This window comes from Pedobacter ginsengisoli, from assembly GCF_002736205.1.
Classification (GTDB): domain Bacteria; phylum Bacteroidota; class Bacteroidia; order Sphingobacteriales; family Sphingobacteriaceae; genus Pedobacter; species Pedobacter ginsengisoli_A.
This window is the reverse complement of record NZ_CP024091.1, coordinates 1,404,631-1,420,805: the sequence shown is the minus strand read 5'-3', so window position 1 is coordinate 1,420,805 and position 16,175 is coordinate 1,404,631. Positions and strand designations below refer to the sequence as shown.

General features: G+C 36.0%; 13 protein-coding genes. 8 read left to right on the top strand and 5 right to left on the bottom strand.

The window, feature by feature from the left end:
* Nucleotides 1-101: 101 nt before the first annotated feature.
* Nucleotides 102-971 carry an AraC family transcriptional regulator gene (locus CPT03_RS05800; protein ID WP_099437949.1) on the top strand — a complete coding sequence of 290 codons (870 nt, stop codon included), beginning with the start codon at nucleotides 102-104 and terminating at the stop codon, nucleotides 969-971.
* Nucleotides 972-1,118: 147 nt separating this feature from the next.
* On the top strand, nucleotides 1,119-2,780 hold the full coding sequence (locus CPT03_RS05795) for an alpha-L-fucosidase (RefSeq protein ID WP_099437948.1): 1,662 nt from the start codon (nucleotides 1,119-1,121) through the stop codon (nucleotides 2,778-2,780).
* A 9-nt stretch (nucleotides 2,781-2,789) separates the two neighbouring features.
* On the opposite strand, the gene CPT03_RS05790 is transcribed toward CPT03_RS05795, so the two are convergent.
* Nucleotides 2,790-3,101, bottom strand: a complete 312-nt coding sequence (locus CPT03_RS05790; RefSeq protein ID WP_099437947.1) for a hypothetical protein — start codon at nucleotides 3,099-3,101, stop codon at nucleotides 2,790-2,792.
* 124 nt (nucleotides 3,102-3,225) lie between these two features.
* Here CPT03_RS05790 and CPT03_RS05785 point away from each other — a divergent pair, with 124 nt between their 5' ends.
* On the top strand, nucleotides 3,226-5,130 hold the full coding sequence (locus CPT03_RS05785) for a glycoside hydrolase family 172 protein (protein ID WP_099437946.1): 1,905 nt from the start codon (nucleotides 3,226-3,228) through the stop codon (nucleotides 5,128-5,130).
* A gap of 74 nt (nucleotides 5,131-5,204) precedes the next feature.
* A complete protein-coding gene (locus CPT03_RS05780; protein WP_245869985.1) occupies nucleotides 5,205-6,113 on the top strand; it encodes an SMP-30/gluconolactonase/LRE family protein in 909 nt (302 codons plus the stop codon).
* 8 nt (nucleotides 6,114-6,121) lie between these two features.
* On the opposite strand, the gene CPT03_RS05775 is transcribed toward CPT03_RS05780, so the two are convergent.
* Nucleotides 6,122-6,883: a phosphatase PAP2 family protein gene (locus tag CPT03_RS05775; protein WP_245869984.1), complete on the bottom strand. Its 762-nt coding sequence runs from the start codon at nucleotides 6,881-6,883 to the stop codon at nucleotides 6,122-6,124.
* A gap of 137 nt (nucleotides 6,884-7,020) precedes the next feature.
* On the opposite strand from CPT03_RS05775, the gene CPT03_RS05770 reads away from it, so the two are divergent.
* Nucleotides 7,021-7,731, top strand: a complete 711-nt coding sequence (locus CPT03_RS05770) for a membrane or secreted protein (RefSeq protein WP_099437944.1) — start codon at nucleotides 7,021-7,023, stop codon at nucleotides 7,729-7,731.
* Between the two features lies 1 nt (nucleotide 7,732).
* Here CPT03_RS05770 and CPT03_RS05765 read toward each other — a convergent pair whose 3' ends face one another.
* On the bottom strand, nucleotides 7,733-9,568 hold the full coding sequence (locus CPT03_RS05765) for a PQQ-binding-like beta-propeller repeat protein (protein ID WP_099437943.1): 1,836 nt from the start codon (nucleotides 9,566-9,568) through the stop codon (nucleotides 7,733-7,735).
* Between the two features lie 137 nt (nucleotides 9,569-9,705).
* On the opposite strand from CPT03_RS05765, the gene CPT03_RS05760 reads away from it, so the two are divergent.
* Nucleotides 9,706-10,788: a Gfo/Idh/MocA family protein gene (locus CPT03_RS05760; RefSeq protein WP_099437942.1), complete on the top strand. Its 1,083-nt coding sequence runs from the start codon at nucleotides 9,706-9,708 to the stop codon at nucleotides 10,786-10,788.
* 27 nt (nucleotides 10,789-10,815) lie between these two features.
* On the opposite strand, the gene CPT03_RS05755 is transcribed toward CPT03_RS05760, so the two are convergent.
* The gene (locus CPT03_RS05755; RefSeq protein WP_099437941.1) at nucleotides 10,816-12,324 is read right to left on the bottom strand and encodes a bifunctional GNAT family N-acetyltransferase/carbon-nitrogen hydrolase family protein; all 1,509 of its coding nucleotides are present in this window, start codon (nucleotides 12,322-12,324) and stop codon (nucleotides 10,816-10,818) included.
* Between the two features lie 175 nt (nucleotides 12,325-12,499).
* Here CPT03_RS05755 and CPT03_RS05750 point away from each other — a divergent pair, with 175 nt between their 5' ends.
* Together CPT03_RS05750 and CPT03_RS05745 are read left to right on the top strand one after the other, a co-directional pair.
* Nucleotides 12,500-12,805 (top strand): hypothetical protein, encoded by a 306-nt coding sequence (locus CPT03_RS05750; RefSeq protein ID WP_099437940.1) that lies wholly within the window; start codon nucleotides 12,500-12,502, stop codon nucleotides 12,803-12,805.
* Nucleotides 12,802-13,458, top strand: a complete 657-nt coding sequence (locus CPT03_RS05745) for an ATP-binding cassette domain-containing protein (protein WP_099437939.1) — start codon at nucleotides 12,802-12,804, stop codon at nucleotides 13,456-13,458. The genes CPT03_RS05750 and CPT03_RS05745 overlap by 4 nt, the downstream gene beginning before the upstream one ends.
* Before the next feature lie 21 nt (nucleotides 13,459-13,479).
* On the opposite strand, the gene CPT03_RS05740 is transcribed toward CPT03_RS05745, so the two are convergent.
* Nucleotides 13,480-16,038, bottom strand: coding sequence for a DUF5686 and carboxypeptidase-like regulatory domain-containing protein (locus CPT03_RS05740; RefSeq protein WP_099437938.1), 2,559 nt, complete (start codon nucleotides 16,036-16,038; stop codon nucleotides 13,480-13,482).
* Between the last annotated feature and the right edge of the window lie 137 nt (nucleotides 16,039-16,175).

Here is a 16,175-nt window from a genome sequence, read left to right as displayed (position 1 = left end):
AAAATAGAAAATATGATGCTTTTATCCATTTATTAAGTTATTTTAACATAAATATTCTTTATATGATTTTTTAAGGCATATTTTATTTATAATAGCAAAAGATGAAACCTCAACTCTTAAAAATTCCGAATAGTGCAGATCATTCTTTCAGCGTACGGAAAGATATGATTCCGAATATAAATAACAGATGGCATTACCATACTGAAATAGAATTGATCTGCTTTCATAAGGGTACGGGCACTCAATTTGTTGGCGACAATATTAAAAGGTTTGCTCCCGGAGACATTGTTTTGGTGGGGAGTGATTTGCCTCATTACTGGAAATATGACTCCCTTTATTTTGACGATTCGGGATCAAAGGAGCCATACTCAACCGTAATTCATTTTTACGATAACTTTATCGGTGAGCGGTTTCTTCATCTTCCTGAAACCAAACCGATCAAGAATATCCTTGAAAAAGCTAAAAGAGGAATTTTAATAAAGGAAAAAAATGCGGAAGAAATAGCAGTACATATTGAGAAAATATACCAAAGCACAGGAATTACTAAAATAATAAATCTATTAGAGTGTTTAATGGCTATAGCCAATCTTCCACAAATTGCCTTATTATCTTCTATCGGTTTTAAATATGATTACAGAGAATCTGAAAATGAGCGGATGAACAACATTTACAATTTTGCATTAAACAATTTCAGAAAAAAAATCCAGCTTGAAGAAATAGCAGCTGTTGCAGATTTGGTTCCAAATTCCTTTTGTCGTTATTTTAAAACCCGAACAGGGAAAACTTTTTCTAAATTTCTTGTTGATATTAGAATTGGCTACTCCTGCAAGTTAATTCTAGAAAACAAAATGGATATTAAACAAATATGCTTTGAATCAGGATTTAATAACTTTGCTTCTTTTCATAAGAGTTTTAAAGCGATAACGGGTAAAACTCCTAAAATTTATCGTCAAAGCCATATGCTCGCTTAATGAATTTTAACTCCAATAAAATCAAAATCTATATAAAATGTTAAAATCACTTAATAAGTAGTTAATAATCTGATTTTTGAAGTGACTATTTCACATTTCTTTGAGGAAACCAATTATACTTAACATTCCTTAATAGATAAAATCAGTATGAAAAGAAGAACTTTAGTAAAAGGCCTGGCAACTGCTATTCCATCTTTATTATTATCTAAAGCTATCGCTTTACCAGCCTATTTTTTGGATCCTGAAGGATCGAAAGAATATATTAAAGTCCCTTTTTCACCTACATGGGACTCACTAAAAAACTATAAGGTACCTGAATGGTATAAGGATGCTAAGTTTGGCATATGGGCACACTGGGGGCCTCAATGTGAGCCAGAACGTGGCGATTGGTATGCAAGGGGCATGTATGAGGAAGGGAGTGACCAATATAAATATCATGTTGAAAAGTATGGCCATCCTTCAAAATTTGGTTTTAAAGATGTAATAAATAAATGGAAAGCGGAAAACTGGGATCCTGATCATTTAGTTGGCCTTTACAAAAAAGCCGGGGCAGAGTATTTTGTAGCGCTTGCTAACCATCACGATAACTTTGATTTATATAATAGTAAGTATCAGGAGTGGAATTCAGTAAAGATGGGTCCTAAAAAAGATATAATAGGTGGATGGGCGAAAGCCGCGAAAAAACACAATATACATTTTGGTGTAAGTGTGCATGCAGCTCATGCCTGGAGTTGGTTTGAAACTTCGCAAAGATCTGATAAAAAAGGCCCGATGGCAGGTATTCCTTATGATGGAAAAATTACCAAAGCAGATGGTAAAGGAAAATGGTGGGATGGTGAGGATCCACAAAGCTTATATGCTCAGAATCATCCTTTAAGTGAAGATAGTGAGAATAATGGTGCTATACACAGACAATGGAATTGGGGAAATGGGGTAGCTAAACCAACTGACGCATATATAGAAAAATTCTACCAGCGAACCATTGATCTGATCGACAAATATGAACCTGAATTGGTTTACTTTGACGATACAGCTTTGCCTTTATGGCCTATAAGTGATGCTGGTTTGCGCATTGCCGCGCATTTGTATAATCGCAGCATTAAGAAGAACGGAGCTTTAAAGGCTGTGCTAAATGGCAAAATATTAGATGAAGAACAGCGCAAATGCATGGTGTGGGACATTGAGCGCGGGCAAAGTAACGAAATAGAACCATACACATGGCAAACTGATACTTGCATCGGTTCATGGCATTATGATAGACGCATCTTTGATAATCATCATTACAAAAGTTCAAAAACAGTAATTCATACACTTGCCGACGTAGTAAGTAAAAACGGGAACCTCTTATTAAGTATTCCGGTAAGGGGTGATGGAACTATTGACGCTGATGAATTGAAAGTTGTGGAAGAGATTGGACAATGGATGAAAGTTAACAAGGAATGTATTTATGGAACGCGCCCATGGAAGATATATGGCGAAGGACCGGCTACTGAAAATATGGCTCCCCTTACAGCTCAAGGATTTAATGAAGGCAAAGGAAAGCCCTTTGTAGCTCAAGATATTAGGTTTACAACTAAGGGTGCTGTTTTATATGCTATTCCGATGGGGTGGCCTGAGAATGGAAAAATAACGATCAAAAGCCTTGCAAAAGGAAATGCTTCTTTGTATCCTTCTAAAATCAAAAGCATGGAGTTGCTAGGGGTCGGTCCTATTACAGATTTTAAACAAGACGAAACAGGGCTTACAGTAACCTTACCTGCTAAACAGCCAGCACTCAGTTATGCATTTGCATTAAAAATAACAAACTAATATACCATGCTATTTTCCATGAAAACTATTAAGAGTTGAGCTTTTCCATTTGATATAACCTAGTAAAGCACACTGATCAGCAACTATGGTTTCTATTTTTAAGGGAACATCATTTACGATTTTCCAACGGATACTATATTTGTTATTGTAACCCATATAGATAACCAGATCTTCAAACATAGGCTCGGCAGTTTCGAGTTCTTTAAGGTGTATTTCCTTCAGTTCTGTTGCTAAACGACGTAATCTTTCATTCATCACTTTAGCCAACGGTGCTGCAGGGATAGCTTCGGGTTCAATAATGGGGAGTACAGTAACAGTCATAACAAATCAGAAATACTACAAATATTAGCAAATATAAAGATATTATCATTGGTATCTGCATTAAAGTGTTCTATTCATGCAATATTTAAAAAAATATTACATGATAAATATTTAAATTGAGCGGATGAAACGAACCTATATATGCTTATTACTGTGTAGCCTTGCTATTAAAACCATAGCTCAGAATGTTCAGATAAATACAACAACCGAGTTAAATAAACTGAATTCGATAGAAAACCTACCAAAGTATTGGGAAGAAACTAAAATTATACAATTCTCATCTTACGATACAACTGGAAACAATGATGATGGTTTTAGTGGTAAATATTCATTTATCCGTAAAAATGCCGACAGCTCTTTAGTAATATTTGAAGCTAAAGGCAATGGCGTGATCAACAGGATATGGACTCCAACACCAAACAATGAAATTCTTGACTTTTATTTTGGTGGAGCAAAAAAGCCGAGCTATTCCATTCGTTTTTCAGATTTATTCTCAGGCAAGGTTTTTCCATTTATTTCACCATTAACAGGCAATGAACTTGGAGGCTATTTTTGCTACTTCCCTATTTCTTTTAAAGACGGTTGCAAAATCGTTTCTAGAGGTAAAAAAATGGAATTCTATCAAATTCAATATAGAAGTTACCCCAAGAAATATCAGGTGAAAAATTTCGACCCGCTGCTTACTGAGCAAGAAAAACTGGCTTTAACTAAGGTTAGTGAAGACTGGAGAAATGTTACGAAACCTGAAGGTAAGCTGATTCATACTGAAGGAATGTTAAGTACTGAAAAGCCAGTAACCATAGCAGATATAAACCAAGGAGGAAGGATAACCGGAATAAAAATACATCATGCAGATTCTTTCAGAGGTCTAAACAAAAACGTTTTAATTAAAATAAGTTGGGATGATGAACAGCCATCAGTATTTATGCCGGTGGCCGATTTTTTCGGATATGCTTTTGGAAAAGAATCCATGCAGAGTTTGCTTCTTGGCTCTGCAGATAATGCAAATTATTGTTACTTTCCGATGCCTTTTAATGGAAAGGCAAAAATAGAACTTTTACAAATTCAGGGTGCATCTGGCACCACCCCAAGCCCAATAAAAATAGAAGCAGATGTGTTTTTTGACAACAGAAAATATGAACCTTTAAAAGAAGGTAAATTTTACGCCTTTTGGAATCCAGATAAAAATACCCAACCAGGTAAACCTCATCTTTTCTTAGAAGGCAAAGGTAAAGGGCACTACGTTGGAACAATTTTACAGGCACAAGGGCTTAATCCGGGAATGACATTATTCTTTGAGGGAGATGATGTGACACGCATTGATGGCGAGATGAGAATGCACGGGACTGGCTCGGAAGATTACTTTAACGGCGGCTGGTATGCACTACTTGACCGATGGGATAGAAAAATGAGCTTACCACTTCATGGCTCTCTTGATTATTCTTTACCATATGCAAGAACCGGAGGTTACAGGTTATTCATATCTGATAAAATGCCTTTTGAAAGAGAAATTACCCATACCATTGAACACGGCCCCGAAAACAACAATAAGCCTGGTGACTATACTTCTGTTGCATTCTATTACGCAAACAAACAAGTTCATAACAGTGTTATCTTACCAAATAAAGATCTAACCACTGTATATATACCAGATACGCTTATGGTTTATCCTCAATTAATGCAATATACTATTGGGGGTGCAGTAAAAATAGACGGAAACATCTTGCATTCCACCAATGGCGGACAAGTAAAGATAGATCTTAGTGAACTTCCAAAAGGCCACTACAAATTGTATGCTGACATGGAAAAATCTGATGATGGTGCTGAAATTACCATATGGCAAAGGCAAAAATTAGTAAGTGACCCTATTTCTTTCTATGCCGATAAACGTACATCTTATCCAAACTCCTATTTCTGCGATATCAATCTGGATGATTTTAAAAATGCAATAACCATACATTTTAAGCGAGACGACAAAAAATCTATTGTCAACCTACATAGATTGAAATTAATTCGCCAAAAAAATTAACCAACAAACTTATTCTATACCTCTATATGGTCAAAGAGACCATAAACATATTATCAACGCACAAACAAATGAACATGAAAATTAAACATTTTAGTATCCTTGCCTTTCTCCTCTCCGTTTCATCATCTACCCTATTCGCACAAAATCTAACCTCACATCCAAGCAATCTATTTGCAGCGGACGATGCTAAACTTGTATCATCTGATTTCAGTTTTACAGAGGGTTGCTCTGTTGATAAAAAGGGAAATGTATTTTTTACAGATCAGCCCAATGATAAAATATGGAAATATGACACAGACGGAAAACTTTCCATTTTCCTGGATAAAACAGGCAGAGCCAATGGCACGTACTTCGACAAAAAAGGAAACCTAATTACCTGTGCAGATGAAAAAGGGCAATTATGGTCAGTAAGCCCATCGGGAAAAGTAAAGGTTCTAATTAATAATTTTAATGGTAAGCAATTTAATGGGCCTAATGATATTTGGATTCACCCAAACGGAGATCTTTATTTCACGGATCCTTATTATCAACGTGATTACTGGCAAAGAACAGCTCCGGATTTAAGTGAGAATGACGTTTATTATCTGCCTAAAGGAAGTAAAAAGATAAAAGTTGCTGCCAGTGGCTTGGTTAAACCAAATGGTATTGTAGGCACACCTGATGGTAAATATTTATATGTATCTGATATTAATGCAGGGAAAACTTATAAATATGCCATCGAAAAAAATGGTGAGTTAACAGAAAAACAATTGATTATCAGTAAAGGATCTGACGGAATGACTCTTGATGAAAAGGGTAATATTTACCTTACTTTAGGGCAAGGTGTTTTTATATACAATCCTGGAGGAGAACTGATTGCTGAACTAAAGATAAAAGACGGACCAAGCAATGTATGTTTTGCAGGAAAGGACAAGAACATATTATTTATTACTGCTCGTAAAACTATATATACACTTCCAATGAAAGTTAAAGGAGTAGAATAAATATGATTCTAAAATGTTCCACTTAATGAAAAACCTACAGTTTGTTGCTGATAATATGGTGCAGCTGTATAATTAAAATTCCCCTTTCCAGTAAGTAGTTTTTTCAGTTTAGGATATAAATAGTATGATAATTTAGTAGAAAGAATACCAAAGCCGGCACCTGCAACAACATCACTAACCCAGTGCTTATTGTTATAAGTTCTTAATATCCCTGTTGCAGTTGCCACCGTATAACCTGCAAAACCATACCATGGAGATACATCCCTATATTCTTGTTTTAAGAATTCGGCCGCAGCAAATGCATTAGCAGTATGACCAGAAGGGAATGATGTGTATCCAGAGCTGTTAGGCCTCAGTCTGTGTGTAGATTTCTTTAAAACTGTTACTGTGCCCCCCATAATTGCGGATGATAATACATACAAGCCGGTTGCATCAAGTAATGAATGTTTCCCCTTTATACCTAATAAATTAAGCCCGTAAACCGCAGTAGCAGGAGCAAATTGCATGTAATCATCTGCATGAGCAGCAAATAGAGGATGATCTTCCTGCAGCTCATTTTTCGTAGTATAATCAAGTCGTCTGATCACATTATCGCCGGTTAATGATACCACCCCATAACCAATAAATACTGCCGGGATAATAAAAGCGCTTGCTTTGGGTTTATAATCATCTCTGCTATTAATTTCTCTCTGTATTGTATCTTGCACCTGGGCAAAAATAAGTTGTGGCATTATTAACAATACCATTACAATTAATAGTTTCCTATACATCTTTTTTACAATTATAATCCACTCCTGATAAGATCAAACCAAAGGTGAAATGAAATTCTGAAGAAATACTGTAGATAAAACAAAAAACCATAGAATGTTTTTTATCTTTATTTCAATCACTTATAAACTAAACTATTATGAAAAGGCACATCATCTTATTAGTACTTGCTATCAGTGTTTCATTAACCTCTGTACAGGCCCAAACTGGTCTCCTTAACGGAGCATGGGAATTCAGTAATGGAGCAGACCAACATCAACTTTTTTTTGAAGATGGGTATTTTATACATACCATACATCAGGCAGATAAATTCATCATGTCTCGCGGAGGAAGCTATGAAGTAAGTAACGGAACCATTAAGGGAAAAGTTTTTTTTAATAGTTCAGACTCATCTAATGTAGGTGGAGAATTAAGTGTTCCCTATGAAGTTTCTGGTGATAAACTATCAATGGATGTGCCGGATGGAAATGTTAGCTTTAACCGTGTAGATGATGGCAAAGCACCACTTGCTGGTGTGTGGAGAATAACAGGCAGAATGCAGGAAGACGGTAAGGTTGCAGATATTCATCAGACTGGTTCCCGACAAACTTACAAAATGCTTACAGGAAAGAAATTTCAATGGGTGGCTATTGATCCTGAGAAAAAGGAATTCTCAGGTACCGGAGGTGGTTCCTATACTTTTAAAGATGGAAAATATACAGAGCAAATAGAGTTTTTCTCAAGAGATAACAGTCGTGTTGGTGTTTCATTGGTTTTTGATGGCAAGCTACAGGATGGCAAATGGCACCACAGTGGATTAAGCAGTAAAGGCACTAAAATCTATGAAATATGGAGTAAGGTTGATGAATAAATTACTTAATAGTAAGTAATGTTACAACACCATCCATTGTTGCCAGTAACACAGATTTTTTATTAATAACATTTACTGTGTTTACCATAGAGTTATCAACCTTATGGGCCCAAACAGTTTTCTGAATATACGGATCAAATGCATAAACCACTCCGTTTCTGGTTCCAAAGAAAACCTGCTTGTCTTTTGCAATTAGCATAGACGGTGTATGCTCATATCCGAAACCCATATTTAAACGCCAGAGAATACCAGGGTCTGTAGTTTGTGTCCGATATGCCACCACCTCATCATTCATTGTTTTACCAAAAATAAGCGCCCCATCTTCAGACATTCCAATTGATTCCCTAACCGTTGCTTCCTTATTCCTCCAAAGAACACTGCCATTATTAACATCAAGAGCAGTAAGCACTCTATCGGGTGCAGCAAAGTAAACTACGCCATCCTTTGCAACCGGAGTACACATTGCAGGAGAAAACATTCGATTAGCACTCCCATTGTTCCATTTCCATAGCAATTTACCATTATTTTCGTCTAAAGCATACAGATGACGCCCCCAGGAGCCAAAAAACACCTTGCCCTGATATATTAAAGGTTTACCCACAATTGCACCCTCGATCCCATCAAAGGTCCAGATTTGTTTACCGGTTTTAATGTCAATGGCTCTAAAATTATGATCACTTCCGCCTATATAAACAACTTTTCCATCAACTAAGGGTGTTCCTAAAACAGAGGCGTTAGTTTTAATCTTCCAGATTTCCTTTCCACTATTAAGATCCAAACCGTAAATAAAACCATCTCCAGAACCCAATACAACAATCTTTCCTGCAATTGCAGGAGAAGAATAAATAGCACCTCCTGTTTTAAATCCCCACTTTTTACTGCCATCTTTTATTGACAAAGCTTCTACCTCACCTATGCTATTTCCAAAAACTACCAGCTTTTTATCGGCTGCCGGCGTTAACACTACATTTGCACTTGCATGGTAAGTCCATGCGCTTTTAACTTGGGAATATGTATTGTTGATCTCGTAGGACGGCCTTACTATTTTACTGCTGCTATTAGCAACAAATGTACCCAAAGGGATGCTGCGCCAGCTAGGCTCCAATAATGACCCAGGCTTTTTAACAGCAAACAAAGCAGAGTCGCCTCTCATAGTAACCACATTATATCCTCCAATACTATCTTTAGCACGCAAATTAGAGCGGCCCATTGTTGCAGGTACACCTTCAAAATCCATTGCCTGATTGGCATGACCATGACCACAAATTGCATATTGAATATTGTATTTTTTAATCCTGTCTGTTGCTTCATACCAATTATCCAGGCTATTATCTATCGGATAATGATTAATAAATACAATTGGCATATCTGCTGGTGTTTTCTTTAAAACTCCGTCTAGCCAAACTACAGCGTCTCTTGGAATGTGTCCATCGGACATCCTAACATATGGACCGGATGCGCATGCTATAAATCTGAAACCATTATGATCGAAGGTAAATTTATCATCACCAAATTCACGGATAAAGTCTACACCTCCTGACTCTGACCAACCTGTATCATGATTGCCGGGAATAACATACCAAGGCTTTTTTAGTCCACTTAAAATCTCCTTGGCAAGCTTAATTTCAGCCTTAGTTCCCATCTCGGTAACATCACCTGTAACAATAACAAAATCAAGATCATTCTGTAGATTAATATCATTTACTGTTCTTCTCAAATCCTCCTCACCAGTTTCAGTTCCAACATGTGTATCTGTAACAAAGGCATACTTAAAGGCCTGGGCATCTACATTTAAAAAGGAAACTAAAAGAACTATAAAAACAATAATACTCTTCATATCATAACAAATTTAAAGCAACTCAATTTACATTTTTCAAATCACTTGACCTGATTTGTTACAAGAATATCTCAATTATAGCGTCAATAATTCATAAATTGCTTTTCGGTTAATAAAGAATATTTAAGAGTTATTTTATGCAAAAGTTCATTACAATTGCCCTGCTGGCATTTTTTTCTTTACAGATTAAAGCACAATCCAAATTAAATGTTGTATTAGCTGGCCTTAGCCACGATCACGTAAACCTGATAATGGATAGCTACAAAAAAGGCGAAGTAAACATTATTGGAATTGCGGAAGAAAACCCGGTTTTGGTAGAAAGATATAAAACCCGGTTTAAACTGGCCGATTCAGTATTCTTTACCGATTTAAAAGAACTGTTGAAACATCGTAAACCTGATGCAGTACTTGCTTATAATGCCATTGAGGATCATTTAATGGTTGTAGAGGCAGCCGCTCCGCTGGGTATTTCAGTTATGGTGGAAAAACCTTTAGCAGTATCGGTAAAACATGCTGAACGTATGACCGCTCTTGCCAAGCAATATAAAATCCATTTATTAACCAATTATGAAACCACCTGGTATCCAAGCAATCAGGAAGCCTACAAGCGAATTAAACAAAATAATGCTATTGGCGACATTAGAAAAATAGTTGCACATGATGGTCATCAGGGACCTAAAGAAATTGGTGTAAGCAAAGAGTTTTTAAACTGGCTTACCGATCCAAAAAAGAATGGTGGCGGTGCAATTATAGATTTTGGCTGCTATGGTGCAAACCTTATGACCTGGTTAATGAACGGCAAAGCCCCTATTTCGGTTACCGCGATAACACATCAAATAAAAAAAGATGTATATCCTAATGTTGACGATGATGCTACAATATTACTGGAATATCCGACGGCAACCGGCATAATTGAAGCATCATGGAACTGGCCATTTAGCATTAAAGACATGGAAGTATTTGGAAAGACGGGATACATACAAGCAGTAAACTCAAATACACTTCGTACCAAGGAAGAGAGAACCAGCTATCAGGTTGAAGAAGTAAAATCCCTGGCGCCGGTTTACAGCAACCACCTCAATTATCTTGCTGCACTGCTAAAAAATGAAATTAAATCCGAAAATGATCTATCATCACTAAGTAATAACGTTATTGTGGTAAAAATATTGGAGGCAGCTAAGCGATCTGCTAAAGAAGGACGCAAGATACTTATTGATTGAGCAAATTCTTAAGGGACCTTTACAGATCTATTTAAGTAAACGAACTTCATAAAGATCATTCCTTCTGTCTTTAAGTATTCTAACAGTGCCAAAATGATGAATTTCATCAAGTAGGTGAAGATCAACATCTACTACCAACATCATTTCTGTATTTGGTGTTGCTTCAGCTTTAACTGCATTTGTAGGAAAAGCAAAGTCTGAAGGTGTAAATACAGCAGATTGCGCAAACTGAATATCCATATTGTTTACTTTAGGTAAATTACCCACACACCCTGCAATAGCCACGTAGCATTCGTTTTCTATTGCTCTTGCTTGTGCACATCGTCTTACTCTGGTGTATCCATTTTGAGTATCTGTAAGAAATGGAACAAATAATATTTGCATCCCCTGATCGGCATATATGCGGCTTAACTCAGGAAATTCGACATCATAACAAATCAAGATTCCTACTTTTCCGCAGTCGGTATCAAATACCTGGATTTTATCGCCCCCAACCATACCATAATATTTCTGTTCATTCGGAGTAATATGTATCTTCCTGTATTCTTCTGTTTTTCCATTTCTGTGGCAAAGGTATGTGGCATTGTATAGCTTATTGTCGTCCAATATTGGCATACTGCCCGAAATGATATTCACATTGTACGATACAGCATATTCCTGAATTTTAACAACAATCTCTTCCGTAAGTTCTGCGAGTTTACGCATCGCCTCCATTTCAGGCAAGTGATTATATGGTTGCAGAAGCGGTGTGTTAAAAAGCTCCGGGAACATGATAAAATCAGATTTATAACCGCTAACAGCATCTACAAAGAACTCTACCTGCTCATAAAAAGCATCCATGGTAGGAAAAAGACGCATTTGCCATTGAACCAAACCGATACGAATAGTTTTAGCAGATCTCGCCGAGGCATCAACTCCCTGATAATAAATATTATTCCACTCAATTAGCGTAGCAAACTCTTTAGATTCATGATCGCCTGGCAGGTAGTTTTTTAATACCTTTCTAACGTGAAAGTCATTAGACAGTTGAAACGTTAGAGTTGAATCATATAGCTCTTTGGCTTTTACTTTATCAATATATTGTCTGGGGCTCAAAGTATCAGCATGTTCATGATAACCGGGGATCCGTCCGCCAGCAATTATACTCTTTAAATTTAAGCTTTCACAAAGTTCCTTTCTTGCTTCATAAAGCCTGCGGCCTAAACGCAAACCGCGATATTCAGGCGAAACAAAAATTTCTATTCCATACAATGTATCACCATTTGGATCATGGGTAGAAAATGTATACCTCCCAGTTATCATTTGATAGGTATGTTTATCTCCGTACTCATCATAGTCTACTATAATAGATAATGAACAGGCCACTACTTTCTCATCAACAGCAATACACAACTGGCCTTCAGGAAATAATTTTAATAGTTTAGCAATCGTTTGTTTGCTCCATATTTGCCCTCCAAGTGTATCATAAGCCTGTTCCATTGATTCCTTAAGGTCGTTGTAATCTTCAAGCGTCAATTTTCTAATTTCTATATTCATGGGTACGTGTTCTTATACTTGCTTATGTACATAAATAGTGCCTGAAATTGTATGATGGAACACAATTACCTATGTCAAAAAGTCGTATTCCTGGAACTTATTATTATATTTAACAAGGTGTTATAAATTGATTTTAAAGCAGTTATTTCGCCAAATCATGCAATAAAAAGATAATATGTTAAAGATTAAAACATTAAGACTGATGTTTACTTTTTACATGAGCTATTTCACAACGGCTTTTGTATTAACACTGGTCTCAGCATACATGCTGTTTAAACTTGGCGCAGAAGCTTTCACTTTAATATTTTGGTTTAAAATGGTTAGCTATGGCATAATTATCTATTATATAAATAATTACAAAAGCAAAGAATTCTATTACTATCAAAACTTAGGCATACCTAAGCTTACTTTATGGATAGGAACCCTAACCTTCGATTTTATCATTTTTATTGCCCTTTTAATTTATTCTGTATCTAAATGATCCATAAACTTGAAGCCGATAGCATATTCCTTGAGTTTGGTTCAAGAAGGATCTTATCTGATATTTATTTAAAGTGTGAAACAGGCAAAATAACTGGTTTGCTCGGCAGAAATGGAAATGGTAAAACATGCTTAATGAACATTATTTATGGCAATTTAAGCGCTAACAGTAAATCCATTCGCTTTGACGATTTAACGGTTCAGGCAGCCTATAAGAGGCCTGATTTACTACTGTATCTTCCTCAGTTTAATTTCATACCACAAACTTTAACTTTAAAAAGAGTATTCGACGACTTTGATCTGGACTTTTTTGAATTCGAAAACCGCTTCCCGGATTTTAAATCGAGCCATAAAAGCTCCTTAAAAAGTTTATCTGGTGGCAACCGAAGATTAGTTGAAGTATATCTTGTATTAAAGGCTAAATCTAAATTCGCCATGCTTGATGAACCGTTTTCTCATTTAAGCCCAATAATGATTCAAGCTATTACGGAACTGATGAATGAGGAAAAACATCGTAAGGGATTACTCGTTACTGACCATATGTTTAGAAACATAATTGACATCAGCGACGATCTTTACGTTTTAACCGGAGGAAAAACCCATCTAACAAAAGCGGTAGAAGAACTTGAATTTTTGGGTTACGCAAAAACATAACCCTACATACTTAAAGGTATATTAGAAATCGAACTTTACCCTTGCACGAATTCCCCACTCAGAAACATTTGGATTATCCAGGTAAGTGAAGCGTTTTACAAGATCAACTCTAAGTAATTTAAAGATATTTCCTATACCAACACTACCCTCAATATAAGGATCTCTGCTTAGTGAATTTGTTATAGGTACTCCATCCTGATTAAGCACAAACTGCATTGCATTGTTATTAACTGCAGGATTATTTTCATTTCTTAAGCCTCCGTACAATGCCTTAAACGACATTACCTCTCTTAGCTTCAGTTTTTTTAATAAAGGCACTTTATTAAAAAAGAAACCATTAAAATTCTGATCTATATTGATACTTGCATAATGGTCGCTGACAAACTCCAGAAAGTTCATGAGGTTGTACGATTGCAATTGATAAGCATAAGTTTGATTTGCCCTGTGAATAGATAACAATGGGAAAGGTACCTTGCCAGCAATGTAAGCGCCTTCAAGTGTTACATCTGTGTATCCAAGTTGCGACAGATAAAAACGTTTATCAATACTTCCCATGAAATTATGATAGTTATATTCACCTCCCAAAACTCCTTTTATACCTGCAGTGTATCTGAAATTAAATATAGGGTACTTGTCTACAAGAGGGGTACGGTAAACCTTGCCCTGATAAAATTTTTCATGTGGTGCATACCTTAACTGAACAGATATTTCTGATGTTCTTATAGAGTTTGTTTTAATTAAACTATTCTCACTTGAATTGGCAAAATACAAAGAACCGGCTGGAGTTTGATTCCATTTACGTAACCCGAGACTATAGGAGAAGTGATTTTCAAATTCATGTACATAATCTAATCTATAAAAATCATTATACAACATCATGTCATTCTCTCCCCTTTTAAACGACAACAAGAAATTATCTTCTTGTACAAACTGAAGTTCCTGACCTGGTATTTTCGTATCTCTTTGGAAACTTGCTCTCAAATAGTTCTGCGGAAATGCATATATAGATTTATTGTTTAATGAATAAGTTCCACTTAAAAAGTACTTCCATTTGGTATCATTAAAACCATATGCCGCATACGTTTCAAAGTAATAACGTTTACTAAGTGCGGTGGTGGTTCTGCCTCCTAAACGCAGGCGAAACCCTTCTACACTATTAAAGCTATAAAAAGTATTTACTGGTCCCATCTCAAAAGGCCCAAAATCTTTATAACCGGCAAAGAAAAGAGTCACTACATCCATTGTTCTCTTAAAAGATGGAATAGTTTGTAGTGTATCTAAATTACTGTAAACTTTTAAATTTGTAGGACTAAGGGCTTCAGGACGATTATTGGCCCAAAATTCTTCTGATCTTTTACCTGCATCAGCCACAACTACCGGCACTGCAGACCCATAATATGTTGTATCAGGATGTGGTTTATTAATCTGATAGTCTTTAAAGTTCACAGTTCTTTCGCCAGTAAATCCAGTACCGCCTTTTTTACTTAGGCCAAAGTCAACAATCAGGTTACTTTTACTCAGATGGTAGCGCTTGTCAGGATTCTGCTCAAAATCTAGCTTTGCTTCTAATGCCCTCACAAAATTCAAATTGATATCCTTATTTACAGTAAGATATGCATTCTGAACAGCATAATTTCCATCAAGTGTGATGTAAAGCTTACCTTCAAATAAAAGGTCAGTGTTATTTCTTGGCATGAAAGAAAGCTCTACCAGTTTTGGATTATGATTTTGAATGGTGTCTGTTATAAAGAACTTATAGAACGTAGGTGCGCCATCGGCAATTGGACTTAGCAATTGATTACTTACTACCGAAATATTGTTGTCGTAGATATCTATATCTTGATACATCCTATCGAAATAGGTAGTTAAACCCTGATTATCGATAAAACGTTCATCAAAATTAACCCGCTTATCAGCTACAATAATGGTCTTAAGTTTTTCGGGACTTTTACGAAAGTAATTATCAGAAAGTTTCTCTTGCTGAAACACAGGAAGCATGGTTTTGCCACCTATTTTAGTAGAATCCTGTTCTTGAAACAAAAATTTATAATTACGGAATATCCTCTTATTTTTAAACTTATCAGAAAGATTACTCATAGAGAACATCATTCGTTCGTACTTCTTATATTCAACAAAATCGTAATGATCCATTCGGTTCTTTGATTTGTTGGCAATAACGTTTCTAATAAGCTCAACAGCAGGATTATCTTTATTCTTATATTTTGGCCTTTTACTTGCGGTAATTACAACTTCGTCCATTTGAGTTGTTTCGCTGGGTAACTCAACATTTACTATTTGTTCTTTCCCCGGAGTAATAGTTTTTATAACTGATTTATAACCAACATAACTGAATTTAATTTGTGTATGGTTATCATTAATAGTGATACTGTATTTGCCATCAGCATCCGTTCTGCCACCTTTTTCTGTACCGGTAATTAGAAATGATACATATGGTAAAGTTTCTTTAGTTGTGGCGTCTGTTACAGTACCGTTTACAACAGTTTGCTGCGCATTTGAAGCAAAAGCAAATGTTAATAGTAAAATAACAACTCCTATGTATTTAAAATATTGATGTTTCATTATGTACTTTTTTACCATAATCCCGATACAATCATGGTATCTACCAGATCTACTACTCAGGATGCCGGCAAAGGTACATCTCAACTTTTGAATATTATACTAAAATAGTCAGGATAAAGTCTCGAACTAAATGTTAT